Source organism: Planococcus sp. TJ-301 (assembly GCF_058268475.1).
In genome coordinates this window covers 57,068-83,377 of record NZ_JBZDOH010000001.1, presented here as the reverse complement: position 1 = coordinate 83,377, position 26,310 = coordinate 57,068, and the positions used below count along the sequence as shown (strand labels likewise).

The 26,310-nt window shown below is 46.9% G+C and carries 24 protein-coding genes; 6 read left to right on the top strand and 18 right to left on the bottom strand.

Features of this window, described 5'->3' with window-relative positions:
• The first annotated feature begins 75 nt into the window (after nucleotides 1–75).
• Entirely contained in the window at nucleotides 76–1,746 is a 1,671-nt protein-coding gene (locus tag AC4EHJ_RS00475) for an ABC transporter substrate-binding protein (protein ID WP_490973649.1), read from the top strand.
• 91 nt (nucleotides 1,747–1,837) lie between these two features.
• On the opposite strand, the gene AC4EHJ_RS00470 is transcribed toward AC4EHJ_RS00475, so the two are convergent.
• The 13 genes from AC4EHJ_RS00470 to ezrA form a co-directional block, all read right to left on the bottom strand.
• Nucleotides 1,838–2,653 carry a nucleotidyltransferase domain-containing protein gene (locus tag AC4EHJ_RS00470; RefSeq protein WP_490973648.1) on the bottom strand — a complete coding sequence of 272 codons (816 nt, stop codon included), beginning with the start codon at nucleotides 2,651–2,653 and terminating at the stop codon, nucleotides 1,838–1,840.
• A 17-nt stretch (nucleotides 2,654–2,670) separates the two neighbouring features.
• Entirely contained in the window at nucleotides 2,671–3,516 is an 846-nt protein-coding gene (locus AC4EHJ_RS00465; RefSeq protein ID WP_490973647.1) for a pentapeptide repeat-containing protein, read from the bottom strand.
• A 60-nt stretch (nucleotides 3,517–3,576) separates the two neighbouring features.
• Nucleotides 3,577–4,173 (bottom strand): histidine phosphatase family protein, encoded by a 597-nt coding sequence (locus AC4EHJ_RS00460; protein ID WP_490973646.1) that lies wholly within the window; start codon nucleotides 4,171–4,173, stop codon nucleotides 3,577–3,579.
• Between the two features lie 140 nt (nucleotides 4,174–4,313).
• The gene (locus AC4EHJ_RS00455) at nucleotides 4,314–4,499 is read right to left on the bottom strand and encodes a hypothetical protein (protein ID WP_490973645.1); all 186 of its coding nucleotides are present in this window, start codon (nucleotides 4,497–4,499) and stop codon (nucleotides 4,314–4,316) included.
• Nucleotides 4,500–4,572: 73 nt separating this feature from the next.
• A complete protein-coding gene (locus tag AC4EHJ_RS00450; RefSeq protein ID WP_490973644.1) occupies nucleotides 4,573–5,496 on the bottom strand; it encodes a class I SAM-dependent methyltransferase in 924 nt (307 codons plus the stop codon).
• 54 nt (nucleotides 5,497–5,550) lie between these two features.
• Entirely contained in the window at nucleotides 5,551–6,057 is a 507-nt protein-coding gene (tpx, locus tag AC4EHJ_RS00445) for a thiol peroxidase (protein WP_490973643.1), read from the bottom strand.
• Between the two features lie 43 nt (nucleotides 6,058–6,100).
• Entirely contained in the window at nucleotides 6,101–6,661 is a 561-nt protein-coding gene (locus AC4EHJ_RS00440; RefSeq protein ID WP_490973642.1) for an RDD family protein, read from the bottom strand.
• Between the two features lie 15 nt (nucleotides 6,662–6,676).
• On the bottom strand, nucleotides 6,677–7,690 hold the full coding sequence (gene sppA, locus AC4EHJ_RS00435; RefSeq protein WP_490973641.1) for a signal peptide peptidase SppA: 1,014 nt from the start codon (nucleotides 7,688–7,690) through the stop codon (nucleotides 6,677–6,679).
• An 84-nt stretch (nucleotides 7,691–7,774) separates the two neighbouring features.
• Entirely contained in the window at nucleotides 7,775–8,692 is a 918-nt protein-coding gene (gene rarD / locus AC4EHJ_RS00430; RefSeq protein ID WP_490975588.1) for an EamA family transporter RarD, read from the bottom strand.
• A 330-nt stretch (nucleotides 8,693–9,022) separates the two neighbouring features.
• Entirely contained in the window at nucleotides 9,023–10,594 is a 1,572-nt protein-coding gene (mbcS, locus tag AC4EHJ_RS00425) for an acyl-CoA synthetase MbcS (RefSeq protein ID WP_490973640.1), read from the bottom strand.
• Nucleotides 10,595–10,748: 154 nt separating this feature from the next.
• Entirely contained in the window at nucleotides 10,749–11,951 is a 1,203-nt protein-coding gene (thiI, locus tag AC4EHJ_RS00420; RefSeq protein WP_490973639.1) for a tRNA uracil 4-sulfurtransferase ThiI, read from the bottom strand.
• A 5-nt stretch (nucleotides 11,952–11,956) separates the two neighbouring features.
• Nucleotides 11,957–13,063: a cysteine desulfurase family protein gene (locus tag AC4EHJ_RS00415; protein ID WP_490973638.1), complete on the bottom strand. Its 1,107-nt coding sequence runs from the start codon at nucleotides 13,061–13,063 to the stop codon at nucleotides 11,957–11,959.
• A 55-nt stretch (nucleotides 13,064–13,118) separates the two neighbouring features.
• Nucleotides 13,119–14,822 (bottom strand): septation ring formation regulator EzrA, encoded by a 1,704-nt coding sequence (ezrA, locus tag AC4EHJ_RS00410; protein ID WP_490973637.1) that lies wholly within the window; start codon nucleotides 14,820–14,822, stop codon nucleotides 13,119–13,121.
• A 154-nt stretch (nucleotides 14,823–14,976) separates the two neighbouring features.
• On the opposite strand from ezrA, the gene hisJ reads away from it, so the two are divergent.
• Both hisJ and AC4EHJ_RS00400 read left to right on the top strand, forming a co-directional pair.
• Nucleotides 14,977–15,771 (top strand): histidinol-phosphatase HisJ, encoded by a 795-nt coding sequence (hisJ, locus tag AC4EHJ_RS00405; protein WP_490973636.1) that lies wholly within the window; start codon nucleotides 14,977–14,979, stop codon nucleotides 15,769–15,771.
• Nucleotides 15,772–15,797: 26 nt separating this feature from the next.
• A complete protein-coding gene (locus tag AC4EHJ_RS00400) occupies nucleotides 15,798–16,277 on the top strand; it encodes a GAF domain-containing protein (RefSeq protein ID WP_490973635.1) in 480 nt (159 codons plus the stop codon).
• A gap of 58 nt (nucleotides 16,278–16,335) precedes the next feature.
• Here the strand turns inward: AC4EHJ_RS00400 and megL are convergent, their stop codons facing one another.
• Nucleotides 16,336–17,544 carry a methionine gamma-lyase gene (gene megL, locus AC4EHJ_RS00395; protein ID WP_490973634.1) on the bottom strand — a complete coding sequence of 403 codons (1,209 nt, stop codon included), beginning with the start codon at nucleotides 17,542–17,544 and terminating at the stop codon, nucleotides 16,336–16,338.
• A 387-nt stretch (nucleotides 17,545–17,931) separates the two neighbouring features.
• Between megL and rpsD the strand changes: the two genes are divergently transcribed.
• Nucleotides 17,932–18,534 (top strand): 30S ribosomal protein S4, encoded by a 603-nt coding sequence (gene rpsD / locus AC4EHJ_RS00390; protein ID WP_490973633.1) that lies wholly within the window; start codon nucleotides 17,932–17,934, stop codon nucleotides 18,532–18,534.
• A gap of 100 nt (nucleotides 18,535–18,634) precedes the next feature.
• Here rpsD and AC4EHJ_RS00385 read toward each other — a convergent pair whose 3' ends face one another.
• The gene (locus AC4EHJ_RS00385) at nucleotides 18,635–19,480 is read right to left on the bottom strand and encodes an STAS domain-containing protein (RefSeq protein ID WP_490973632.1); all 846 of its coding nucleotides are present in this window, start codon (nucleotides 19,478–19,480) and stop codon (nucleotides 18,635–18,637) included.
• Nucleotides 19,481–19,668: 188 nt separating this feature from the next.
• On the opposite strand from AC4EHJ_RS00385, the gene AC4EHJ_RS00380 reads away from it, so the two are divergent.
• Complete coding sequence (locus AC4EHJ_RS00380) at nucleotides 19,669–20,475, top strand: cobalamin-binding protein (protein WP_490973631.1); 807 nt, start codon at nucleotides 19,669–19,671, stop codon at nucleotides 20,473–20,475.
• Nucleotides 20,476–20,511: 36 nt separating this feature from the next.
• On the opposite strand, the gene AC4EHJ_RS00375 is transcribed toward AC4EHJ_RS00380, so the two are convergent.
• The 3 genes from AC4EHJ_RS00375 to AC4EHJ_RS00365 form a co-directional block, all read right to left on the bottom strand.
• Nucleotides 20,512–21,363: a general stress protein gene (locus AC4EHJ_RS00375; protein WP_490973630.1), complete on the bottom strand. Its 852-nt coding sequence runs from the start codon at nucleotides 21,361–21,363 to the stop codon at nucleotides 20,512–20,514.
• Nucleotides 21,364–21,522: 159 nt separating this feature from the next.
• The gene (gene tyrS / locus AC4EHJ_RS00370) at nucleotides 21,523–22,791 is read right to left on the bottom strand and encodes a tyrosine--tRNA ligase (protein ID WP_490973629.1); all 1,269 of its coding nucleotides are present in this window, start codon (nucleotides 22,789–22,791) and stop codon (nucleotides 21,523–21,525) included.
• Nucleotides 22,792–22,959: 168 nt separating this feature from the next.
• On the bottom strand, nucleotides 22,960–23,136 hold the full coding sequence (locus tag AC4EHJ_RS00365; RefSeq protein WP_490973628.1) for a hypothetical protein: 177 nt from the start codon (nucleotides 23,134–23,136) through the stop codon (nucleotides 22,960–22,962).
• Nucleotides 23,137–23,204: 68 nt separating this feature from the next.
• On the opposite strand from AC4EHJ_RS00365, the gene AC4EHJ_RS00360 reads away from it, so the two are divergent.
• Nucleotides 23,205–26,270 (top strand): transglycosylase domain-containing protein, encoded by a 3,066-nt coding sequence (locus AC4EHJ_RS00360; RefSeq protein WP_490973627.1) that lies wholly within the window; start codon nucleotides 23,205–23,207, stop codon nucleotides 26,268–26,270.
• Nucleotides 26,271–26,310 lie beyond the last annotated feature (40 nt).

Here is a 26,310-nt window from a genome sequence, read left to right as displayed (position 1 = left end):
ATTAAACTAGACACATTAATTTAAAAATGGACAATATTTAATTATATGTCCACTTTTTGTAAGTGAGGGGTCCCCGTGGAAAAATTACTGTTAAAGTTATGGACTTCGGTGCCATCCGGAGAAACAAAAAAAGAAGATATAGCTGATATTCTGGCATTGAGCGCAAAACAGACTGCGCGTTATTTGCGTAAGTGGTCGGATGAAGGATGGTTGAGCTATACCGCTGGACGAGGCCGCGGCAACGTTTCTGCTCTGTTCTGGCTGAAGGATGTGGAAGAGCTTTTTATGGAGCGGGCAGTGGCAATCATCGAGCAGGAACCGGTGGAAATCAGCAGCAAATATTTATTGTTCGATTGGTCTGAAGCAGCTAAGATTGAACTGCTTGAGCGCTTCCGCAGCAAATTTGGCTATTCACAAACTAGCGGGGAAATTGCGAAGCTGATCATCCCCCGCAGATATAAGCTGGCGACTATGCACCCATTAGAGATGGCGGATGTCAACAGCGCCAATTTCGTCGCGACAGTCTTCAACCGGCTCGTTTCGGTCGAGAGCGCTGGAAAGGTTTCGCCTGAACTTGCGCATAGTTGGGACCTTTCGTGGACGCACCTGCGGCTGTATTTAAAAAAAGGCGTGAAATTCCATGACGGTTCGATCCTTACAGCCGAAGATGTTGCAGAATGTCTGAACCGCATGCGCACTTATCCGAACTTAAGTGAACTGTGGAAGCCGGTAAGCAGCATTTCCGTCCCTGCCCCGCTCATTGTCGATTTGCACTTTCCTGGGGGCTGCAGTTATTGCCTGCACATGCTCGGCATGATGAACTCCAGCATTTTTAAAGAATCCAAAGGCAATTTATACGGCAGCGGAAGCTTCTATGTAGACGACAGCCATGAGCTGAAGACTGTGTTAAGGGCTTTCGAAGATTATTATGGAGAACGTCCACTGCTGGATGAAATTGAATTTGTTCAAGTCCCAAAAGATATCGATATTACATACCGGTCATCGGAAACCAGTGAAACCGAGAAGACCTTTTTGGTTGAAAGCGATTCAGGCGTCGGCGTAGTCTTTATGAACAGTTTTCGTGATTCGCCGATCCGCCGCAAAGAAGTGCGGGACTTTATCCATTACGCCATTGCGAAACATCGGCCAGCAATCAATGAAGTTGATCCGCGGATTTTGCCGAATGACGAAGGGCTTTTGATCGGATATGGCCAAAACTTTGTTCCACAGTATGTGCCGCTGCCACATTTTGAAAGGCCAATCATCCTCAAAACTACCGGTTATCTCGAAGACACAGCCAATTGGCTGAAAGCCGTTTTGGAACAAGAAGGCATTCCTGTAGAATTGGTTTTAATGCCGTTTGAAGATTATATGCACGATAATGGCCTTGAGCAGGAGGCCGACCTGTATATACACGGAGAAGTTTTTGAAATGAACCAGGATTTTTCCTTTTTTTATTTTTTGGTCAACGGCCTTTCTCCTCTCCGCCCGATCATTCCGACCCAGCGAAAGCTGGAACAGCTTCTTTCGCAGTACTGCACGGTCCCTTTTAGTGACTGGCATTCCTTGAATCTTGAATTCGAAACAAATTTAGTTGAGTACTCCATAATGGTCCCCCTGTATTACGGAAAACGACAAATCCCTTTTTCAGCGGAATTGATGAACGTCAAAATTTCGCATTTCGGCTATGTCGACTTTTCAAAATTGTGGGTGCGGCCAAAACCCAATAATAATCATATTATGTAACCTTTACTTCAAAACTTTACTAGAAAAATAAAAAAAGCTGATTCCGCTGCTCTTTTGAACAGTTGTGAAATCAGCTTTTTTATTAAGCCCTTTACTCACCCTTTTTATTGCTAATGAGATTTTGCACTCCGTTTTCTTCCCTCGCGTAAAGGTCCAGCATGCTCTGCAGCAGTCTTTCAATATGCGCCCCGTCTGCCAAATGCTCTTTTATCCACGGCAATTCTTTCTTGACCAGCCGGCTCATGGCTGCAACCGATTCCGCATGGCGTACAGGTGTCATAGCCTCAAAAATCTCTTCTACTTGCCCAAAGAGGTCTGTTGGCAAAGAATGCTGCAACGATTTCAGCCCTAATTGTGCTCTTTGGGGTGCGTATTTAAAGAGCAGCACCCGAGCCAAATGTTCCGCAGCATTCGCCAGCATTTTGACAGACCAAATGCCATTGCCTCGGGAAGATGCTTTTTTATACTGGAATAAAAACCAGGCAACGTCATTGACGTGATCGCGAAACTCACTCCTGCTGAGTTCCAGTCCTTGTGTGTCGATGAACGCGGTGAGCCTGTCTTCTGGGTCATGGAGAACTTTGAAATAGTCTTTCCCAGAAAATGTTTCCGTTGTTACAGTGAACAAGTCGATATGGAGAAAATTATCGAATACTGCGATCAGCTGCGGCGCAACGATGAAGATATCATCCTGAAAAGTGACAGGGCGGTAAGCTTGCAGATGCATTAAACGATTGCTCAAGAATTCCTTTTCGTCTTCTTTATCCACGAGACAGTATAAGTCGATATCCGAATGCTCATCATACTCATTTCTGCCCATCGATCCTTTAAGGAATATCGCCTTAACCCTCCGGTCTTTGCGCAGGCTGTCTGTGATTTTTTGAACTGCAATTTCCTGTGGCAGCATATCGTTCCCGCTTTCTTTTAGAAATTTCTTTGGCCCTTTGCCCAATGGGACGGTCTGTTAATATGTGCCGGCAGCTTTGTCCGGCTGTCTCCAATTGCAGCATTGGCCTGGTTTTGAGCTAAAAAAAGGCTGTCGGTTAAATCAGCGCCGCTTATATCGGCATCACGCAAATCTGCGCCAAGAAAATTGGCTTTGCTGAAATCGGCCATCCGGCAATTTGCCGCTATTAAGTAAGCGCCCGTGAAATCGGCATTCACCAAATTTGCTCCTTTAAACTCTGCGCCCATCAACTCTTTGCCGCGAAAATCCTTGTGGGCTTTGCTTTTTCTCGAAGCTTTTTGCATATGCTTTCCGGCTTGCGCCAATAGGGGCCGGACCGTATTGCGGAGCGCAGCGGTATCGAGTGCTATAAGATCATCCGCTGCCAATTCAGACAGCTGCCTTATTTCAGCGAATTGCCGTTCCAGATCCCGGCGCAATAATTCCGGACAAGCCATTTCCATGGCATCTATTAAATACCAAAGCATTTCATGCAGCTCAATCATCACTGGCAAAGTACGGAACATCTTTTGTGCAATTTCCGGCTGGTTTATCCAGTCTTTTCCTTCGAATGTCTGTTGGGTCACTTGCTGCCCTGCGCCATAGCAATCAAATGCAGCACAGCCTTTAAAGCCGGATCGCAGAAGCTTATCGTGGATGCTGCACCGGAAATCTTGCTGCAGGTTCTTGCATGGCTCCCCTGCTGCTTTGTCGTAAGCGAAATCGGTTGAAGCCGAAAAAGCCAGCGCTGTGCAGCATAATCCTGCACAGCTGGAACAATCCGCACGCAGGCTTTCCCGGTCGAATAACTGGTTATCCGCCATGCAATCAGCTCCTTAACAAATCGAATTCAGGCTTGCGCCTGGATAATAAGATTTTAGAGGCTAGTCTCTGATTCCTGCAGTTTCCAAATGTTTTACGCAATTGTACAAGCTGCAGTCCCATTCGCTGCCGTTATGTTCAAGCATAGTGATTGAGGTGTTTTGCAAATCTGTTTTTCCGAATCGCTCGGGCAGCATTCTGCGGAGCGTGATGCCGATCAAAGCACCATGGCTGACCACCAGCACGCGTTTGCCTTCAAACTTTGTTAAGATGCTGTCTACCGCTTCCATGCTGCGTTGGGCGACACTGTCAGATGTCTCCATCCCCAAATCCAGCTTCCGCCAATCTGCGCCCCATTTCTCCAAGCGCTGCGTTTCAGTCGTCCCTTCGATTTCACCGCCGGACATTTCACGGAGCCGCGTATCGAAAAAACTGATCGGCAGCATCAGTTTTTCCGAAATGATTTCCGCAGTCTCTTTTGCGCGCGCCAAATCGCTTGACACGATCATATCCCATGGCCCATCTGATGCCAGCCGGTTTGCTAGCGCAGCCGCCTGGCTCTTTCCAGTGTCGTTCAATGAAACATCCGAGCTGCCTTGAGCGATGCCCGCTAAATTCCATTCCGTGATGCCGTGCCTTACTAGACCGATTACCGTCATATCCAATTCCTCCTGTTATGTAAAAGTTCTTCGTCTCCAGTTTACAATTTCTTTCCAATAGATGCCAGCCGTTCTTCAAACTTCCGGTTAGCTGCTAGAAATGCAAATAAAAAAGCCCGGCACAGGGCCGGGCTTGCTCATTACACGCCCATTTTGCGGCGTGTGTTGCTGACTTTTTTCGTTTGTTGGCTTTTCAGTTTTTTCGCTTCTTTTGAAGCACTGTTGCCGCCTTTACTGTTTGCTGCTTGGTTTTTCTTCGCTTCCAGCTGGCGTTTTACCGCTTCTTGCAAACTCACTTTTTTTGGTGTTTCGTTTGTTTCAGTCATGATCATCCCTCTTTTCTTCTACTTATTACTTGTGGGTGTTTTATGACTTCCATTATAACACAATTCGGCCATTTTATTGTTTGTTTTCTTTAAACCATGTGCTCACTTGGGAGAAGAATTTCGACATCGTTGTCGGATTCGACATATTCGGCACGCGGGCGAGCAGCACTTCTTTCGGTGCTTTGATACCTTCTTTTTTCTTTTGAAGAACTAAGATGCCTTTTGCGTGCGCCGAGTTTTTAAACAGGGTGTCCGGTAATTCCATCACTGACTGGATATAAGCGGTCTTTTTCAGGAATGCATGGAGCTCTCCGGCTTGCGGCGATTCAAACAGCGCTTTTGGCACAACAAAAAACAAATAGCCGCCATCGACGGTATGTTTCATCGCTTGTTCGATAAACAAATGATGCGCATAAGACATGCCTTCTTCTGCTTTTAATTCAAAAAGAGCAGCTATTTCTTCATCCGGGTAATAGCCTACCGGCAAATCGGATACTACTGCATCGACGGGGTCGATCAATAGCGGCTGAAGTGCGTCTTGGCGGTAGAAAGTAACAGGCTGCTCGACAAGATCAGCGGCCGAGGCGGCCAAGCGGATCAGCAAGTCGTCAATTTCGACGCCCGTTCCTGTAATGCGGCCATCAAGGTAATTCATGATTGTCAGCATAAGGTTTCCTGTGCCGAGCGCAGGGTCCATCAGCGTGAACTTCTCCTGCTTTACAAACAATTCAACAAGATAGCCGACCAGTAAGCCAAGCGCGTCCGGCGTCATTTGGTGATGCGGCTGCACATGCTCTTTCATGCCCTTCAACACAGCCAATTGAATCGCTTTACGGATATCTTCCTTGCCCGCCTCCGCCGCTGGCTGAATATGGCCATCAAGCCAGCTTTCCGTCGTTTCCAGCAAGCTCTCGAGATAAGGGAGATCCTGTTCTTTTTGATACGCTGTCGCGTGCTGGTCGATAAAATTAAATACTTGTTCCATAGATGAATTCATTTGTTTCTCCGTCCTCAATAAGGAAACCCACTCGATTAAGAGTGGGTTTCTGTTTTAGTTTGTAAGGTTTTTGACTGCTTCAAGCGCTTTGTCATAATCCGGATGGTCTGTGCCTTCTGGGACATATTCCACATAAGCCACTTTATCATTCGCATCGATAACGAAAATTGAACGCGCAAGCAAGCGCAGCTCCTTCATAGTGGTGCCGTATGCTTGTCCGAAATCCAAGTCCCGATGATCCGATAAAGTTGTAATCGAATCCACGCCATTGATTTCAGTCCACCGTTTTTGGGCGAACGGCAAATCTGCCGAAATCGTTAATACTTCTACGTTTTCGCCAAGTGAAGCAGCTTCTTCGCTAAACCGTTTGGTCTGGTCTGAGCAAACTCCTGTGTCAAGCGAAGGCACAACACTGATCAACCGTACTTTACCAGCAGAATCCTGCAATGTGACCGGGCTCAGATCATTTCCAAGAACCGTAAAGTTTGGAGCTTGATCTCCGACTTTGACTTCATTTCCCGGCAATGTGACCGGATTGTTCTTAAACGTAACTTGTACCATCAAAACGCCTCCCTTTCAGTGTACCTCTATCTTACTAGAACGCTTAGGCGTCTTGCAACTCAGACCGTTCAGCGGAAGCCTTTTGAAACAATTTTCGCTTACGGTACGAGCTTTCGTGGATAACCGTGGTATCTGCGATAAAGTCATGCACGCCTTGCTTAAGCCTTGTAAAACCGACAAGCCAGTAAAGCGGCAGGATGGTCGCTGAGATAAAACGGCCGATCCATTCCCGAAATAACAAGGTACCCCATGTCAGTTTATCATCCGCCAACGAAATGACCCGCAATCCCATGATCATCTTGCCGACTGTCTGACTGAAAAACTTCGTCATCAGCACAAAATAGCCGTAGAAAATAATCGCGGTCACAATGGCATACGGTGCATACCACACAGAAGATGCGGTTTCCGCACCTATCAACAGAAAAATGGGTTTTACCAGAATCGAGGAAGCGGAAGCCACTACGATCAAGTCGATCAGGTACGCCCAGAATCGGACCCAGAAACCAGCCGGCATGTGTTCATAATACAGAACTTCTTCGTATTCCCGTTCGGGACGCGGCGCCGTTCCGGCTGCAGCAATTGTCCCGTTAACTTGGTCCGCCATATTCATCGTCCCTCCTTATTTTTCACCGTAAAGATACATCATGCGCGGAGCACTGTGATCTGTCAGCAATTTTGCAATCATTTGCGATTCCATATCAGCTCCGAACAGCGAATTCACTTTCATTGAAAAGAGTGAGCCCAATCCTTGCTCTGCGCCGTATTCAAATACTTCCGCCCCTGCCAGATCAAAATCTTCCTGGAGTGCAGCAATGACATCTTCATCATATCCGAAATCATCCGCCAAATTGGCTTCTACTGCCTGCCGTCCGTTCATGATGCGGCCATCAGCGACTGCTTTTACTTGCGCTTCCGTCATTTCGCGTCCTTCAGCAATGACGTTGACAAAGCTTTCATAAGAATCATTCAGCATTTCCTGCAGGATTGCTTCTTCTTCCGCTGTCATATCGCGTGTCGGGCTCATGATATCTTTGTATGGCCCGGATTTGATGGTAACGAAATCAACGCCGTAGCGTTCTGCTAACTCACCATAATTGACGCTTTGCATAATAACACCCAATGAACCCGTTAAGGTTTCCGGGCTGACAAAAATCTTGTCTGCAGGCGCTGAAATGTAATACCCGCCAGATGCAGCTGTTGCGCCCATCGATACGTAAATCGGCTTTTCTGTGCTTTCTTGGATTTCTTTAATCTTGTCGTAGATTTCAGCGGACTCAACTACTCCGCCGCCAGGAGAATTCACTTTCAAGACGACTGCTTTGACCGAATCGTCTTCACCCACTTGTTCCAATTGTTCCATGAACGCTTGGTGATTATAGCCGGCAGCCCCGAACAGCGACGCTGCTTCCCCTGTGTCCTGGATGACGCCGTCTACGTTCATGACTGCGATTCGTTTGTTAATATCACCTGCTTCGATCACGTTCTCCGAAAATCCAGTATCGCTTGCGCCTATCAACTCATCGACCCCGCTGCCGAAACTGTTTTGGAAAAGGGCAAATGCCAAATTGATGACAATCGAAATTCCCAGTAAAGCAACTGCCGCGACAATCGCTATCCATCTTTTAGTGTTCATAAATGCTCATTCCCTCCTTTGGATGTCTCTTCTATTATACGGTCGAACCCATTCAAATGTTTCATTTAAAGTGTCGGCTTGGGCTCAATGCTGTGAATTCAGCCGGCCTTTTCGGACACTTCTCGCTTCGATCACTTTTGAAGCCGTGAAAATCGCCAGCGCCACCCAGACGAATGAAAATGAAATCACATTGATGCGGTTGAATTCTTCGCCGTATACCAGCACCCCAAGAATCAACATCAGCGTCGGGGCAATATACTGCAGGAAGCCGACCATGTAAAGCGGAATCAGCGGAGCTCCTGTCGCAAATAGGAATAGCGGCAGCGCAGTTGCAGCACCGCTGATCACTAAGAGGAGGTCCGTTGTCGAGCCGCTATGGAGAAACGATGCTTCTCCTGCAGCGAACAGGTAAACGTAATAAGCCAACGCAGCCGGCATGACGAATAGCGTTTCAAGCGCAAGCCCGCGCAAAGCGTTCAGCTTTATCGTTTTTTTGATCAGCCCATAAAACGCAAAACTGAATGCCATCCCGAACGCCAGCCACGGCAAAGTGCCGTAGGAAACCGTTAAAATGGCCACCCCGGCCGCCGCCAGCACAAAAGCGAACTTTATCGCCGGTGACAATTTCTCTTTCAGGAAAATCACACCGAGCAGCATCGACACGAGCGGATTGATGTAATAGCCCAAGCTTGTTTCCACAATCCGGTCATTGGTCACTGCGAAAATATACAGGAACCAGTTTAACGTAATCAGATAAGAAGCGAGCATCAACGTAAAAAACTTCTTCTTAGATTTCCATAAATCTTTCAAATCGCTGAGCAGCATTTTTCGGCCTTGCAGCAAGAAGATGAACGCCACTGTCAGGATCAGCGACCAGACTATGCGCGACGCCAGAATTTCATCACTCGAAACATGATCCAGCAGCTTCCAGTAAATCGGCAGAAATCCCCAAATCGTGTACGTCAGCATTGTATAAAGAATTCCTTTTTTCTCATCTGCCATCATTGAAAATTCACCAGTCTTTCTATTATTTTGTTTCTCGAAATATCAGCCTAATTATATGCCTGCCCATAGGCAAAGTAAACAAAAGAAAAATCAGCCTAATGGATCGGCTGTTTAATATATTAAGAAAGCTCGTTGACATGCTGTTCATTTGCCGATATTCCATAAAACAGACCCGCTAAAACAAATGCTCCTGCCTCTGTCCCTGTCTCTGTCTCTGTCTCTGTCTCTGTCTCTGTCTCTGCATCGCTGCGCTAGCTTCGGGACATGAAAGTGCGCTGAAGCGAAATGAAAAGGACTATCGAAATTTCTCGACAGTCCTTCCACTTCTTATTTATTCATTTCTTTCTGACGTAATTCGACACGGCGGATTTTGCCGGATGCTGTTTTTGGGAGTTCGGACAAGAACTCGATGGCACGCGGATATTTATACGGTGCAGTCAGCTCTTTCACGTGGTTTTGCAGTTCCTTGATCAGCTCATCGGATGGTTCGCTGTCTGGGACTAGCACGACGAATGCTTTTACGATGGTGCCGCGGATTTCGTCTGGCGCGCCGACTACTGCACATTCCTGTACTGCCGGATGCTTGACCAGCGCGTCTTCTACTTCAAACGGCCCGATTGTGTAGCCAGAAGAGATGATGATGTCATCGCCTCGCCCTTCGAACCAGAAATAGCCGTCATCATCTTTGGAAGCCTTGTCGCCCGTGACGTAATAATCGCCGCGGAATTGCATTTTCGTGCGCTCATCGTCTTTAAAATAGCCTTTGAACAATGCTGGCGTGTCGACGTGTACAGCGATATCGCCTACTTCTCCGGCCGGTGCGGGTTCGCCGAATTCGTTGATGATTTCAACGCGGTTGCCAGGCGTCGGTTTGCCCATCGAGCCGATGCGCGTTTCCATCCCTTTCATCACGCCGACAAGCAACGTGTTTTCTGTCTGTCCATAGCCATCCCGCACTTCCAAGTTAAAATTATTCTTGAAGACGTTAATGACTTCCGCATTCAGCGGTTCGCCAGCTGAAACAGCGCTGTGAAGCGAAGATAAATCGAAAGATGCTAAGTTTTTCTGCTTTGCCATCAAACGGTATTCGGTTGGCGTACAGCAAAGGACATTGATTTTGCGGCGCTCTATAATCTGCAGGTAGGCTTCCGGATCGAATTTGCCGTTGTAGACAAATCCTGTCGCTCCGCTTCCAAGCGTTGCAAGGAAGGGGCTCCAAATCCATTTTTGCCAACCTGGGCTTGCCGTCGCCCAAACGAGATCGCCTTCTCTTGCGCCTAGCCAATGCTCAGCTGATGTCCGCAGGTGGGCATATGCCCAGCCATGGCTGTGGACTGCGCCTTTTGGATTGCCCGTCGTTCCGGAAGTATAAGATAAGAACGCCATATCGTCTTTGCGCGTGTCCGCTGCTTTATAAACGCTGGAAGCGATTTCCATTTCCTCCGTTAACGAAATCCATGTATTGTCCGACTTGCCAATAATGAATTTCTTGACTTGATCCATTTCCGCCACGTCCGCAAATTGGTCCATGAATGGTTCATATGCAATCACCGCTTTGGCGTCGCTGTGGTTTAATCGATAGGAAATGTCTTTAGCGCGCAGCATCTCCGAACTAGGTATAACAGCCAAACCAGCTTTCAATGCCCCTATATAGGCAACGTATGCTTCGATCAAGCGCGGTACCATGATCAGTACGATATCCCCTTTTTTCAGCCCTGCTTTTTCAAAACTGTTTGCCGCTTTATTGGCGCGCGCAATCAGTTCATCATATGTAAGTTCCTGTGTTTCCCCTTTGTCGTTCTCCCAAATAATGGCCATCTTGCCATCGCCTGTTGCGAAATTTTCAATTTCTTCTGTCAGATTATAAGATTCAGGTGCTACGAGTTCATTTCGATCCATATTATTATTCCCCCTTGGCTTATAGTAAGTTCTTCTTTTAAAGTATACCGTAAAATTCCCAGTATTCAAAATACTCCTTAAAAAAGCAAACTGCCCAGTTAGGCAATCTGCTTTTCGATTTGCGAATTTCTATCTAAATCTTACCAATTCAAATTTACAATAAATCATCGTAAACGGCTTTTTTAGGACGCGGAAATTTAATGATTTCCCGGTTTTCCACCGCTTCTTGGATAAGGGCGTCAAACGACACGAATTTCTCATAATACTCGACTTTCTCGAGCTTAGGCTTTGTTTTCGGATTTGCCGGGGTGAAAATCGTGCAGCAATCTTCAAACGGGCGGATGGAAATGTCATAGGTATCGATTTTCTGGGCTGTCTCAATAATATCAAGTTTGTCCACCGCAATGAGCGGGCGCAGCACAGGCGTATGGGTCACCGCATTGATGGCTGCAAGCGACTCGAGCGTCTGGCTAGCGACTTGGCCAAGGCTGTCGCCCGTGATGATCGCTTGGCATCCGGTGTCTTCCCGCACTAAATCAGCAATGCGCATCATCATCCGGCGCGTCGAAGTCATCGTGATGTTGTCCGGCACTTGCTTATGGACTTCCTGCTGGAGCGCCGTGAACGGAATGACGTGCAATCTGACAGAAGAGCCGAACTGGCTCAACTTCTCCGCCAGGTCAAACACCTTCTGTTTGGCGCGCTCATTCGTGAATGGCGGGCTAAAAAAATGAATCAGTTCCAGACGCACGCCGCGCTTCAGCATATGGTAGCCTGCTACTGGGCTGTCGATGCCGCCTGACAGCAGCAGCAAGGCCTTGCCGGATGCTCCGACAGGCAAACCTCCCGCTCCTGCAAATGTTTCAGCCATCATGAACGCGCCTTCAGCGCGCACTTCAATCTTCAACTCGATGTCGGGATTTTTCATCTGCACAGTCAGGTCCGGGAAATTCCGCAGTACCTGGGAACCGATTGTCTGAACAATTTCGGGTTTTTCATGTGGAAATGCTTTGTATGGGCGCTTCACCGACACTTTAAAACTTTTCCCAGCACGGTCCGTTTTCTCCATCACGGTCATAGCCGCATTCTTCATTGATTCAAGATTCAACTCGCACTCGGTTACCGGACTGAACGACTGGATTCCAAAAACTTTCTGCAGGCGGGACTGGACTTGCGCAATTTCCGCTTCGCTGTCCGAATAAATGAACATCCGGTCGCGCTCAGCTTTGACACGTACGCCTGGAAGATCCGAAAATGTCTGCCTGACGTTGTCGCGCAGACGGCCGATAAATGAACTTCTATTTTTTCCTTTGGTGGATAACTCGCCGTAGCGCACGAGGATTTGATTTGTTTTCATGATGGTCAGGCTCCTTTAATGATCGCGTAAACATGTGCAAACGCTTTTTGGAATGATGCTATATCTTCAGCTGTAGTGAATGCACCAAAGCTGATGCGGATAACGCCATCTTTGAATTCTCTCGGCAAGCCGATCGCATCGATGACGTGGCTCGCAGCCGTGCTTTTTGAAGAGCATGCGCTCGATGTTGAAACAATAACAGATTGCTGCTGTAAACCGGAGACTAAAACTTCGCCTTTGATGCCCTTGCAAGCGATCGCAAGGATATGCGGCGCCGCAGCTTTAGGGCTGACGACTTTCACGCCATTAAAGACGGAGAGAAAATCGCGCACTTGTTGATTCCATATGGCGAACTCCGGCCGCGGCTCTGCAAGCCGCAGGGCTTTTGCAAGAGCCACGGCATCTGCGACAGAAACTGTGCCGCTCCGCAGGCCGAATTCGTGGCCTCCGCCGTACTGGACAGGCACCATTTCCACTCCTTTATTATAGGCTAAAACCCCGCTGCCCTTCAGGCCATGGATCTTATGCCCTGAAATCGTCAGCAAGTCTGGCATGTTTTGCCGGTCTATCGGCACTTTCCCAACACTCTGAACCGCGTCGCAATGCAATAAGGTCCGGGTACCCGCTAATAGTTTTTTCACTTCCGCAATAGGATGTACGGCTCCGATTTCGTTATTGACATGCATCAAGCTAACCAAAACCGTATCATTTCGCAAAGCCTTCTTCAACTCAGACAAATCGATTTCGCCCAACCGGCCGACCGGCAAGCGGGTAATTTCAAAACCGCGCTTTTCCAGTGCATCCATCGTTTTCAAAACGGATGAATGTTCCGAGGCCGCGGTAATCAAATGCATTCCGCGTGCTTTGGCCGCTTCTGCAACGCCCTGCAACGCCAAATTGTTGGCTTCAGTGCCGCCAGACGTGAAGATGATTTTTTCCATCCCCAACAGATCCGCGATTTGCGCCCTTGCGCCTTCCAATAAATCTTCCGCTTGGTTTCCCATCAGATGGATGGAAGCTGGATTGGCGTAATAGTTTTCATTTACTTTTACAAATGTCTCGAGGATTTCTGTTTTCGGTTTTGTCGTTGCGCTATTGTCCAGGTAAATCATTTTAAACTCCTCCGAAAAGAAAACCACCAGCGCGTCGGCTGGTGGTTTTCTCATTTTATACGCGCCAAGCATCTTCTTTCACCAGTACTTCGATTCGTTTCATCGACCCTGGCTCAAAATTTTCAACTGCTGTAGCCGCTTCTTCCAACGCTTTTGAATACCGGAGCTGGCGGAAAGACTCTTCAGCTTCCATCAACTTGGCGTTCATCTGCGGATTCGTTTTTCTGTAACGGTTGCCGTACTGGATAATGCGCTCAACCAACAGCACATTTTCAACCATTTCATTTGCTTTTTCTTCGACTTCGTCGATGCATTTCTCGGCTTTCGTCAAGTAACTGTCGACCAGTTTCATATTAAGCGGCACTTCCTGCAAACCTTGCATAGCGACGAATAAATGCTCTTCCGCTTCTTCTAGGCGAACATCCATCTCTTCCGGAATCCCCGGAGTGTTCGCTTTATGCAGCATGCGGTCCGTCTCTTGCAGTTGGCGCTTGAGATGTTCCAATTTTTTGCGTGCTTCGTTTTCATCAATTCGCAAGTTTTTCATAGATCCGGCCAATCCGCTTTGGGCAATATGGACTTCAGTAAGCTCTTTGCGGATATTCATCAATTCTTCTTCCAGGCTGGAATAGGCTGCCTGCTCTTCTTCAGTGCGTGATTGAAGCAAATCGAAACGGCGTTGGAGCTCTTCCAATTTATCAAGGCATGCACGCGGAATCGCGGCGTCGCTTTCGGAAATCTTGTAGCTCTGCTGCACGACTGCGCATTCATCATACGTATCGCGTGTCTCACTTGACACCGTATCCAATTGTCTGCCGGTTGCTACTTTGTATTGGTCAACGAAATGCTTCGCCTCTACTTCTTTTTCAAGAAGCTCATAAAATGAATCGATGCGGACTTTCATCGCTTCTGCTTTCACAGTCGTTTCAGCGATTTTCAACTCGGCAATCTCTCGTTTCATAACGCCCAATTCCTGCTCCATCGCATCCAATTGCCCAGTCAATTCGAGGTGGTTCAAATAATACGATTGTGATTCCATTTCACGCTGCCCGCTCCGCAATTCTTGGATCGAAGCCGGTATTTTCGACTGTACATCTGCCAACAATGGCGGGATGTTGTCGATAAGCGAGAATACGTATTCCCCTTCATCTGCCAAGCCCATAACCGTTTCCCGGGCTTCAAGGTAATTTCCTTCTTCTGTCAAGTTATCGTACTCACTGAACAGCGGCGTGAACGATTCAAGTTTCTTCTCTAGAGGTCCGGCCGCTGCACCATACGAATGCTGGTGCGCCAATAAGGTTTTACGCGCTTGGCGGTATTGGTCTTTCATCAAGTCCATTTCGCTGCGGTTCTTTTCTTCACTGCCGATCAAGTCGCTCAATTCCAAAAGGATTTCGTTCATCTGCTGGTCCACTTTTTCAATTCGGACTTCGATGTCGTGTTCAATCGATGATGCTTTTCCGAAATTGAAACGGTCAATCGCATCTTCTGCGTCGAACAACGATGCGTCGATTTTCGGAATATGTAAGTCCATGATTTCCGTCCAGACAGCGCGCCAGCGTTCGAACATCTCTTCCGTCTGGCCATTCATGTTCAATTGTTTCACTTTCGTCAGTTCTTCGAGTATCGGTTTGTTTTGTATTTGCAGTTTTAACTGTTCCAAGCGTTCAATTTCCGCGTTGTGCTTCTTTCGAAACATGAATCCGACGATAATTACCGCTATTAGAATGATGACCGCAATGATGATATACTTCATCATAAGCCAAATAGCCCCCTGTTCCAAAATCCATTTCCACTTCTATATAAATGCATTTCATGATTCTACTATTTTAACATGTATTCTATTGTTTTGTTTGTGAAATTAGAAGAAATGATAAAATATTTTTATTCTCTAAAGAAAGTTGGTTTTTCCTATGAAAAGAGACGGCCATATTCATACCCCCTTTTGTCCACATGGCACTGCTGACGCATTGGAATCTTATATTGAAAAAGCGATAACTTCAGGTTTCCTGGACATCTCATTCACCGAACACGCTCCCCTCCCCCCATCTTTTACAGATACGACACCGTTGAAAGACAGCGGAATGAGCGTTGAGACATTCGCCCGTTACTTTGACGCCGTTGAAGCCGTAAAAGATGCATATAAAAATGATATCCGGATCCGGGTTGGGCTGGAAGTCGATTTTGTCCAAGGCTTTGAAGAGGAAACGCGCACTTTTTTAAATGAAATCGGACCGCGGCTGGATGATTCGATTTTGTCTGTTCATTTCGTCAAATCGGGGCTCCGCTATTTCTGCATGGATTATTCACCGGATGTTTTTATGGAGTTTGCGGCTGCAGCGGGTTCTGTCGAAGCGGCGTACGGCATCTACTATGATACCGTTGAAGCATCGATTGCTGCTGACCTCGGCGAATTCAAACCGAAGCGCATCGGACATCCAACGCTGGCGCATAAATTTCAGCTGGCCCATGGCGCGAACATCGACGACGAATTGCGCATCAAAGGGATCATCGACAAAATCGCTGAAGCCGGCGCAGAGCTTGATGTCAACAGCGCCGGTTATTTCAAACCGGACTGCCTGGAGCCCTACCCTCCGAAAAAATGGATCCTTTATGCCGAATCACTCGGCATACCACTGGTGTTCGGTTCCGACGCCCACAGCGTCAAAGGCTTGCATCAAGGCTATGACAGAATCTATAATAGATAAATCCACAAACGAAACGAGGGTCTTTTATGTTTACTCAAACAGATTATAGCGGCACGCGCGCGAGCCAATACGCGATGCTCGGCAAACAATTGGATGCCTTGCTCGAAGGCGAATCGAATGCTATCGCCAACTTAAGCAATGCATCCGCTTTACTAAACCAATTTTTAGACAACATCAACTGGGTCGGATTTTATTTAATGGAAGAAGGCGAACTTGTGCTTGGCCCATTCCAAGGCTTGCCAGCATGTGTGCGCATCAAGGTTGGCCGAGGCGTATGCGGCACTGCTGTTTCTGAAAAGAAAACAATGCTCGTCGAAGACGTCCACGCCTTCCCAGGACACATTGCTTGCGATGCGGCTTCCCGTTCAGAAATCGTTGTACCATTAATTAAAAACGGTGAAGTGATCGGCGTCCTTGATATCGACAGCCCAGAACTCAGCCGCTTTACGTTAGATGACCAAGCAGGACTTGAGCAATTTGCTAAAACACTGATTAAGCATCTTTAATCCTTACATTTAAGAGAGCCCCCGAATCATGGAAATGATTCGGAGGCTCTCTTGTTTTCTAAGCTTCCTGCAAATTCGGTTTGACCGCTTCGAAAGCTGCAGCCAGATCTGTTATCAAATCGTCGGTGTGTTCTAATCCGATGGACAGCCTCATTAAGGATTCGGAGATACCCATCGCTTGACGGTTTACTTCCGGTACAATTTGATGCGTCATGGAAGCCGGGTGCTGGATCAGCGTTTCCGGATCTCCGAGGCTCACTGCGATTTTTATCATTGACAACGCATTCATGAACGTCTGCGCTTCTTTTTTGCCACCTTCGATCTCAAATGATATCAAGCCGCCTCCATCGCGCATCTGGCGTTTCGCAATATCAAATTGTGGGTGATTCTCGTCATGCGGGTAAAGGATTTTTGTTACCAGGGGTTCCTGCTTCAGGAACTCCAGCACTTTTTTGGCATTCGAGATATGGCGGTCCATGCGCACATGCAAAGTTTTCATGCCGCGCAGCAAGAGCCATGCATCGAAAGGCGACATGATGGCACCGATATCCTTTTGAACTGTAAAACGGATCGTTTGCATTTCTTCTGCATTCTTGCCGACCAAAACACCGCCGACCACATCCCCATGGCCGTTCAAGTATTTAGTCGCACTGTGCAGAACAAAATCCGCCCCCATTTTCAACGGATTTTGAAGATACGGCGAACTGAACGTATTGTCCACCACTACTCGCAAACCATGTTTATTGGCTACAGCGATAACCGCATCAAGATTAACAATCTCCATCGTTGGGTTGATCGGCGTCTCTACATAGATGCAAACGGTTTCCGGGCGCAATGCTTTTTCGATTTCCTCTTCTGTCGTCATGCTGACCAAATTATGGCCAATGGCGTATTTTTCTTCCAGCATTTCCAGAAGTCCGAACGTGCAGCCATAGATGCCTCGTGAACAAAGGACATGATCCCCAGCCTTCGTCAGGTGAATCAGGATCGCACTGACAGCGGCCATCCCTGATCCGAAGGCCAACGCTCCTCCTCCGAACTCAATGGCGGCCATGCGTTCTTCAAGAACCCGCACTGTCGGATTGCCTAAGCGTGAATAAATATTGCCTCCGCACGTTCCGGCAAAGCGCTCTTCGCCCTCTTCCGCTGTCGCAAAAGAAAACGTCGATGTCTGATAAAGCGGCGTTGCCAAGCTATCGTGGTGGAGCTGGCTATCATAACCACTGTGGATAATAGCAGTTTCCATGTTCATAGATGATTTTCTCATGTTAAAACACCCCTTAGTTTAAATAGAAAGCGCTTACATTTTGTCTTATTTTCATTTTACCGTGAATTGCAAAAAAAGGAAAGCGCGCTTTTCCTTTGACGGAAGCGGCCTGGACAGTCTGATACACGTCATTAGTACAGCTGTCATGAAGAAAGCTTTCCTTTGCCATTGACTTATAGAGCGCGGTCCGGTTATACTAGAATTTGTGTAAAATAATCGCAGCAGTTGTATGTGCGTGTCTGTCCATTTTATTCCTTACTTTATAGAAGGTGTATCGCGTAACTCTTGGCTGCCGAGCGAAGGTACAAGAATATAAAATGGCTTACAGCATGAATGCATCTGGTTTTTATTTTACTTCAAAAACCAAAAACAGAGGAGGAGACATATATGTCTCGTTATACAGGTCCAGCATGGAAACTGTCACGCCGTCTAGGAGTATCTCTTAGCGGAACAGGTAAAGAATTAGAAAAACGCCCTTACGCACCAGGTCAACACGGTGCTAACCAACGCAGAAAAGTTTCTGAGTACGGTTTGCAACTTCAAGAAAAACAAAAACTTCGTTTCATGTTTGGTGTAAACGAACGCCAATTCAAAACTCTATTCAACAAAGCAGGCAAAATGCCTGGTAAACACGGTGAAAACTTCATGATCTTGCTTGAAGCTCGCCTTGATAACGTTGTCTACCGTTTAGGTCTTGCGCGCACTCGCCGCCAAGCTCGTCAAATTGTAAACCACGGCCACATCCTTGTTGATGGCAAACGCGTTGACATTCCGTCATTCAGCGTTAAACCAGGACAAACGATCGCTTTCCGTGAAAAATCAAACAACCTTGATGTAGTTAATGAAGCAATCGAAGTAAGCAACTTCGTTCCTGAATACGTAACAGTCGATGCCGACAGCAAAACAGGCACGTTTGTACGTTACCCAGAACGCAGCGAATTGTCAGCTGAAATCAGCGAGCAATTGATCGTTGAATACTACTCACGTTAATATCTGCTTTTAAACCCCTTGAAACGGCAAAGCGTTTCAAGGGGTTTTTCTATGCAAAAAAAACCTCAGCAAGAATAGCTGAAGTTTGGATGCAAAGCATTTATTTATAGAAATGAATTTGGTTCTGTTTTAGTGCTTGAGCCAGCGTGTTATAAACTTCGATGTCTATGAACTTGATGCCCAAATGGACAGCTGTCTGTGCGATAACTGGGCTGATGCCTGACAATGCCGCTTTAACGCCGATAATTTCCAAACCACTGATTAGCTGGAAAATCTGCTGAGCAACCATCGTATCAATAACCGGCACACCCGATAAATCGATGAACAGCCTTTCTAGATTGTGCTTCGAGCTCTGCGCCAAGGTTTTTTCAAAAATGATTGCCGCCCTGTGGGAAGTTACTTCCCCGATCAACGGCAGCAAGCCTGCATTTTTCGTCAACAAGATGACCGGCGCGCTCATTTCCACAATCATTTGCTGTTGTTGCTGAAGACGGGATTGTGCTGCTTTTGTATTCTGCGAACAGAACTCACCAATCACTTTGGATATGGTATTGACGATTGCGAAATTCCATTCGTTCAATTGCTCTAGATTGACTTTATCCTGATTCTTCACCGTATACTCCCCGATTATTTCTAAATACTGCAATTGGGTTCGAAAAAATTCTTCAATTACTGCAACAAGAGGCGTCTTCAAATGTGCCTCGTCTTCCGCAATCTCCTTGATCCATTCATGGAAGTTTTCATGGAATTCGTTTTCTTCTTTTAAAAACATCGAACAAAATCGTTTATGAAATTCATGATTCTGGTTTTTAAGAATCGTTATTTTTTCAGGATCGTTCGTGCCATATACTCCGCCTTTGCTTTTATCAAGAGTTTCATACCATTTTTCAGTTAAATCCCATGTCCGTTCACCTATGTAATCATGCATTGCCTGATTCTTAATCATGCTGTCTCTCCTTCTGTTCAATCCAAAACACTTTTCTCTATAATAATACATTATTGTTAAACATGCATTAATGGACTAAACTTTTTCCAGTTGCATTTGAATGTCTGAAATTTATGCCCTTTGCAGCTTGAGCATTTCACGCAAAATCCTGAATATGATAAAATGGACCAAACCGGAGGTGCATTTCAATGCGGATCATATCAATATGTCCGAGCAACACAGAACTTCTCGCTTTTTTAGACGCGGAACATTTGCTGGTTGGCGTCGATGATTACTCGGATTGGCCAAAACCTATCGATTCTTTGCCAAGGCTTGGCCCTGACCTTGCCATTCGGATGGACGAACTGCAAGCGTTAAAGCCCGATTTGGTTCTGGCTTCGCTCAGTGTGCCAGGCATGGAAAGGAATGTCGAAGAACTCATAAGGCGGAAAATCCCCCACTTGATCCTGAACCCGCAATCGCTCGACGAAATTGGCAGCGATTTGCTAGCGGTCGGTCAAGCATGCGGCATTGATGCTTTGCCTGTATATAATGCTTATCAAGAAGTCATTGAAGAAATCAAAAAGCGGTCAGCCGCAGCTAAAACTCGGCCATCCCTTTACTGGGAATGGTGGCCAAAACCTGTTTTCACTCCTGGAAATATCAACTGGCTTAGCGAAATCAGTGAAATTACAGGTGCCAGAAATACCTTTTCCGACATTGAGTCAGCCAATATCCAGACTGATTGGGCAGATGTTGAAAAACGGGACCCTGATTATATTCTCCTTGCTTGGGTCGGCATCATGACTTCCAAAGTTAAACCTGAGTTGGTCCGCAAGCGTCCAGGCTGGCAAAATATGAAGGCTTACGAAGAAATCCATATTATGGAGGAGGAATTATATTGCCGGCCTTCCCCTCGTTTAATCGAAGGCGCAATCCGTTTAGGCAAGCTCATTCATCCACTTCTTTTCGAAGATATGGAACTACCGCAGTTTATCAAGAAAAAACAACTATGAAAAAAGCCAACCTGTAAGGGTTGGCTTTCTTTTTATTTACAATCCTGCACGTCCTCGTTTAGATGGATTATCACTGTCATCAAGAAGGGAATCGCGATCTCCTCTGATGGTGGTATCGCGTTCGCCGCCAATCAGGGGATCACGGTCATGACTATTGTCTGAGCCTGAGCGCCGCTCGGTATCATGCAATAAACCTTCATCACTTCCTAAGCCGCTGCTCCGTTTATTGTCGTCCAGCAAGTCCCGGTTGCTTCCCAATCCAGCGGTCCGTGCTTCATCATCAAATAAATCATGGTCATTTCGTCCAGTGCTTCTGTGCCCAGCATGGGTGTCCGACGCTTGCCCGCGTTCATGTCGGACATCACCGTCGCTTCCAATGACTGTTCTGTCTCTTGAAAGCGTCGAATTCCGATCGCTATCTGCAAAACGATCTCGGTCGTTGCTGTCTGGAATCGTCGATTTTGAGTCATTGACCATGACTAAGATACCGCCATCCTTGAAATGGCCTTCATATTCTTTAGCTTCGTCTTCCGGTATGCCGGCACCAATCAATGCGCCTGCCAAACCTCCAACACCTGCACCAGCTGCTGCTCCTGTCAGACCGGCGACTATCGGACCTGCTGCTACAATTGGGCCAATGCCTGGAATCGCTAATGCGCCTATGCCGGCGAGTACGCCGCCAAGCCCTCCAAGTGCTCCACCAGTTAATGCGCCAGTAGCAGCGCCTTCCCCTGCATGTGTCCCTGTTTCTTCAGTAACATGCTTGGTTTCTCCTTTATCTTTGCTAAGCACCGAAATATCTTCTGAGCGATACCCTTGTGTTTTTAAATCCTCAATTGCTCGAATCGCTTCGTTTTCTGAATCGTATGAACCTACCATTCTTGACATCGTGTTAACGCCTCCTATGAATTTGGATTTATTAATTTATGCCTGAAAGTTGTGTCTAATGTTTGGTTACCCGCCGCTTTATTTTTTAAACACAGCGTTCCCAGAAAACAAGAAAAAGGACAGGGGATTAGGCCCGCCCTTGTTCTATAATCCGTTCATTTAATTGAATTGCACCATATGGTATTTCTTCTTGCCTCTGCGTAAAATCGCAAACGCGTCCTCGAGACGGTCTTTTTCATCAATGACGTATTCAAGGTCTGTCACTTTCTCGCCGTTGACGGAAATCGCACCGTTGGATACATCTTCCCGAGCTTGGCGTTTTGACGGGGAAATTCCAGCTTCGACAATCAAATCGACGATTGATTTCGGCTCTTTCGAAAGTTCTACTGAAGGAACGTCTTTAAACGCAGCGCGCATTTCGTGAGCTGACAAAGCTTTTAAATCGCCGCTGAACAATGCTTTTGTGATGCGCTTTGCATCTCCAAGCGCTTGTTCACCGTGGATCAGCTTAGTCATTTCTTCCGCCAGCACGATTTGGGCTTTGCGCAGATGGGCTTCCGCTTCTACGGATTTTTCCAGTTCCTGAATTTCATCACGATTGATAAACGTGAAAATTTTCAAGTATTTGATGACATCCGAGTCAGCTGTGTTGATCCAGAATTGGTAGAATTCATAAGGTGAAGTCTTTTTCGAGTCAAGCCACACAGAGCCGCCAGCGGATTTCCCGAATTTCGTGCCGTCCGCTTTTGTCACCAACGGAATCGTAATGCCGAACGCTTTTGTATTTTCCGCATCATGCGTTTTGCGGATCACTTCAAGGCCGGAAGTAATATTGCCCCATTGGTCTGAACCGCCGACTTGGACGCGGCAATTAAAATTGTCGTATAAATGATTAAAGTCAATCGCCTGGATCAATGTATAGGAAAACTCAGTAAACGAAATCCCAGTTTCCAGCCGCGATGCAACCGAATCTTTCGCCAACATGTAATTGACGGAAATCAATTTCCCGTAATCCCGCAAGAATTCAATCGTGCTCATTTTGCCAATCCAATCATTGTTGTTGACCATCACTGCGCCATTGTCCGACGCAAAATCAAAAATCTGTTCCATCTGGACTTTGATGCCCTGCACGTTCTGGTCAATCTGCTCCATCGTTTGCAGCTGGCGCTCTTCGTTTCTTCCCGACGGATCGCCGATCATACCTGTCGCCCCGCCTACCAAAAGGATTGGCTGATGTCCGTGCAACTGGAAGCGCCGGAGCGTCAGCAACGGCACAATATGCCCGATGTGCATGCTATCGGCAGTCGGATCCACTCCGCAGTACAATGAAATTTTTTGTGCTTCCAATAATTCTGCAAGCCCCTCTTCATCGGTCTGCTGGTAAATCAGGCCTCTCCATTTCAAATCATCCAATAATCCGTTAACCATTCTAATTCCTCCTCTTAATCTTCCACTTCAGTATCTTGCCATTCATTGAAAACAACCTTGATGAAGCCGAAGAAGAGTTGTGCAAAATAAAAACGCCCCTGCATGATATTTCATGCAGGGGCGCATTTGCGCGGTACCACCCAGCTTGGAGAATCCGATTCTCCCGACTCAATATGTGCCGAACGGGGCACAGCCGCAAACTCCAAGCCTGTAATTCAGCCGCTGCGCTTTGACCGGTTCGCACCATCCACCGGCTCTCTTGACAAAGTTCGCACGCCCTACTTCGGACCCTTCTTCGTTTTCATATAAATTATATAAAAATAAGTTTACTTTATTCTCTGACATTGTCAATCTTTTTAGTCCAAAATAAGAGAATATGCTATAATGGAACGAGATTTTAGGGGGGGAATATTGTGCAAGAAAAATTCAGGAAAGTTCTCAGTCAATCTGAAGAAACTTACAATAAATGGACCGCCACCAAATGGTATAGAGGGCTTAATATCACCACCGGCGTCTTTTGGAATTTAGCGATTCTGCTGTTCATCATTCTCATCACGGGCGGCGTTTTTGCCGCTTCGGTCGGTGCCGGCTATTTCGCATCGTTAGTGGACGAGGAAAAGCTCCGCACACCGGACGAAATGAAACAACAGATTTACAGCTACAATGAAACATCTGAAATGTATTTTGACAACGAAGTTTATATTGGCAACATCCAGACAGATCTTGAACGCAAAGAAACAACGCTTGATAAAGTGTCAGATTACGCAATCGACGCTGTCCTAGCAACAGAAGATGAATATTTCTCGGAACATGAAGGCATTGTCCCGAAAGCCATTTTCCGCGGCTTGTTCCAAGACGTATCAAACTCTGATAGCCAGACGGGCGGCTCTACGCTGACCCAACAACTGATTAAAAACCAGATACTCACCAACGAAGTTTCTTATGAGCGAAAAGCGAAAGAAATTTTGCTTGCCATGCGCTTGGAGAAATTCATGGAAAAAGATGAAATTCTTGAAGCTTACCTGAACATCATTCCTTATGGAAGAAGTTCATCCGGCGCGAATATTGCTGGTATCGAAACGGCAGCAAACGCTTTATTCAATGTTCCTGCAAGTGAATTGAACCTGCCTCAGGCAGCATTCATCGCGGGCATTCCGAAAGCTCCATACCGCTATACGCCCTATTCTTCGGATGGCGGCAAGCTGAAAAGTGAAGAGCTTCTGCAGCACGGCATCAACCGTATGAAGACGGTCTTGTTCCGTATGAAAGAAACGAATTACATTACTGACGCGGAATACAATGAAGCTGTCGCCTATGACATCACGAAAGATTTCCGCACAGGCGAATCGAGCTCTTTTGAAAAATACCCTTATATCACTGCTGAATTGCAAAGTCGCGCAAACCGCATCATCATGGATGTGCTCGCGGAACAAGATGGCATTGATCCTGTAGAACTGACAGAAAACGATAAACTATACGAAGAATATGCTATATTAGCGGATCGCGCCGTGCGTTCTAACGGCTACCGCATCCATTCGACGATTAACAAAGATTTGTACGATGCACAGGAAAAAGCGAAAAATGCCTATAACGGCTACGGCACGACGTTAAGCATTCAAGCGACAGATGAAGACGGCAAAGAAATTACCAAGCAATTGCCGGTCCAGGTTGGCAGTATGACCGTTGAAAACAGCACAGGACGCATCCTGAGCTTTGTCGGCGGCCGCGACCATAAAGTCGAGGCGCTGAATCACGCAACCCAAGCCTTCCGTTCCATCGGGTCGACAGTTAAGCCTTTATTGGTTTATGGACCCGCTCTTGAATTAGGTGCAATCGGCGCAGGCAGCCCGGTTGTCGATGTGAAGTTCACAATGAACGACAACGGAAATAGCTATGAACCTGCCAACTTTACCGCGACCAGCGAACAAGGCATCATGCCTGCGCGCAATGCGCTTGCCGAGTCCCAAAACTTGCCAGCGCTCCGCTTGTTCGCCCAGATCAAAGAAGATTTGCCGATTCAGTACTTGATGAATAACGGCTTTTCTACTGTAGTGGAAAATGAAAACTACAACGCATCCGCTGCTTTAGGCGGCGGGATTGAAGGTTCTGTCGAAGAAGTGACGAGCGGTTATGCGACAGTTGCCAACGGCGGAAAACGTGTTGGAACTCATATGATTTCCCGCATCGAAGACGCAGATGGCAATATCCTCTTTGAACAGAAAGTCGAAGAAAAAGAAATTTATACACCTCAAGCTGCTTACGTGTTGACCGATATGCTTCGCGACGTATTTAAAACCGACCGCGGCACTGCAAACCGGGCAAACGGCCTGCTCGATTTCGGCAGCGATTTTGCCGGCAAAACCGGAACGACTCAGGAAACACGCGATGTGTGGCTTGTCGGCTACAATCCGAACGTAACGATGAGCGTCTGGCTCGGATATGATAAAGAAAAATATTCGCTGGACAATTTTAAAAACCAAAACTTGATGCCGTCCGTACGTGTAAACCAGCTATGGGCGAGCCTCATGAATACAGCTTATAAAGTAGAGCCGAAACTCGTCGGCACCAAGGAAAAATTCAAGGAACCTAAAGGCGTCGTTTCGCGCTCGTTCTGCGGAATTTCAGGACTTGCCCCTGGTAAATCTTGTACAGCTGCCGGACTTGTAAAATCGGATCTATTCATCTCGAATATCATGGTTCCGACAAAACCGGACGACAGCTTGACGTCAGGTTCTTATACCACTGTCAATGGCAGCCGGTATGCAGCTCTTCCAAGCACTCCTGGTGAATTTGTATCCAGCGGAGGAACGGGCGTCAACCAGGCATTTGTAGACCGTATGTTAGCTCCATTCGGAGGAGATGCCGGAAAATTATTCCCTGGCAACTCCAGATTCTCGAATGTCGTATCCGGCGCTACACTTAACCACGATGGTGTAGCACCTGCTGGAGTCGGAGCCAAACTTAGCGGCTCCACGATTTCATGGAGCAATTCACCATCGAACGATATAGTCGGATACCGCATCTATCGCAGCGGCGGATCTACAATAGCTTCTATTTCTGAATCCAAAGGCAACACTTATAGTCTGCCAGGTCCTGGAAGCTACACAGTCATAGCGGTAGACATTACCGGTAAACAGTCTTCTCCTTCTAACGCAGTAACGATTGAAGAAGCGAAGCCGGAACCTCCGCCGAAAGAAAAACCTAAAGAAGAACCTAAAGAAGAAAAGCCTAAAAAAGAAGAACCTAAAGAAGAAGTGAAAGAAGAAGAGAAACCAGAGGAACCACCTGAAGAAAAACCGGAAGAACCTGCAGAACCGGAAGAACCGGAAGAACCGGAAGAACCAACCGAGCCGGCTGAGCCTGAGCCAGAACCTGAAGAGCCGGAAGAACCGGAAGAACCGGAAGAACCAACCGAGCCGGAACCTGAAGAGGCCACCTCTACTGAGTCAACAGAAACGGATAGTGGGAGCGAAGAATAAGAAAAAGTCGCAGCTGAAATTCAGCTGCGACTTTTTTCTA

Coding starts and splice junctions, on each gene's coding strand:
- AC4EHJ_RS00470 (WP_490973648.1), bottom strand. CDS start 2,653: ATGCTGCCACAGGAAATTGCAGTTCAAAAAATCACAGACAGCCTGCGC.
- AC4EHJ_RS00465 (WP_490973647.1), bottom strand. CDS start 3,516: ATGGCGGATAACCAGTTATTCGACCGGGAAAGCCTGCGTGCGGATTGT.
- AC4EHJ_RS00460 (WP_490973646.1), bottom strand. CDS start 4,173: ATGACGGTAATCGGTCTAGTAAGGCACGGCATCACGGAATGGAATTTA.
- AC4EHJ_RS00455 (WP_490973645.1), bottom strand. CDS start 4,499: ATGACTGAAACAAACGAAACACCAAAAAAAGTGAGTTTGCAAGAAGCG.
- AC4EHJ_RS00450 (WP_490973644.1), bottom strand. CDS start 5,496: ATGAATTCATCTATGGAACAAGTATTTAATTTTATCGACCAGCACGCG.
- tpx (WP_490973643.1), bottom strand. CDS start 6,057: ATGGTACAAGTTACGTTTAAGAACAATCCGGTCACATTGCCGGGAAAT.
- AC4EHJ_RS00440 (WP_490973642.1), bottom strand. CDS start 6,661: ATGGCGGACCAAGTTAACGGGACAATTGCTGCAGCCGGAACGGCGCCG.
- sppA (WP_490973641.1), bottom strand. CDS start 7,690: ATGAACACTAAAAGATGGATAGCGATTGTCGCGGCAGTTGCTTTACTG.
- rarD (WP_490975588.1), bottom strand. CDS start 8,692: ATGGCAGATGAGAAAAAAGGAATTCTTTATACAATGCTGACGTACACG.
- mbcS (WP_490973640.1), bottom strand. CDS start 10,594: ATGGATCGAAATGAACTCGTAGCACCTGAATCTTATAATCTGACAGAA.
- thiI (WP_490973639.1), bottom strand. CDS start 11,951: ATGAAAACAAATCAAATCCTCGTGCGCTACGGCGAGTTATCCACCAAA.
- AC4EHJ_RS00415 (WP_490973638.1), bottom strand. CDS start 13,063: ATGATTTACCTGGACAATAGCGCAACGACAAAACCGAAAACAGAAATC.
- ezrA (WP_490973637.1), bottom strand. CDS start 14,822: ATGATGAAGTATATCATCATTGCGGTCATCATTCTAATAGCGGTAATT.
- hisJ (WP_490973636.1), top strand. CDS start 14,977: ATGAAAAGAGACGGCCATATTCATACCCCCTTTTGTCCACATGGCACT.
- AC4EHJ_RS00400 (WP_490973635.1), top strand. CDS start 15,798: ATGTTTACTCAAACAGATTATAGCGGCACGCGCGCGAGCCAATACGCG.
- megL (WP_490973634.1), bottom strand. CDS start 17,544: ATGAGAAAATCATCTATGAACATGGAAACTGCTATTATCCACAGTGGT.
- rpsD (WP_490973633.1), top strand. CDS start 17,932: ATGTCTCGTTATACAGGTCCAGCATGGAAACTGTCACGCCGTCTAGGA.
- AC4EHJ_RS00385 (WP_490973632.1), bottom strand. CDS start 19,480: ATGATTAAGAATCAGGCAATGCATGATTACATAGGTGAACGGACATGG.
- AC4EHJ_RS00380 (WP_490973631.1), top strand. CDS start 19,669: ATGCGGATCATATCAATATGTCCGAGCAACACAGAACTTCTCGCTTTT.
- AC4EHJ_RS00375 (WP_490973630.1), bottom strand. CDS start 21,363: ATGTCAAGAATGGTAGGTTCATACGATTCAGAAAACGAAGCGATTCGA.
- tyrS (WP_490973629.1), bottom strand. CDS start 22,791: ATGGTTAACGGATTATTGGATGATTTGAAATGGAGAGGCCTGATTTAC.
- AC4EHJ_RS00365 (WP_490973628.1), bottom strand. CDS start 23,136: ATGTCAGAGAATAAAGTAAACTTATTTTTATATAATTTATATGAAAAC.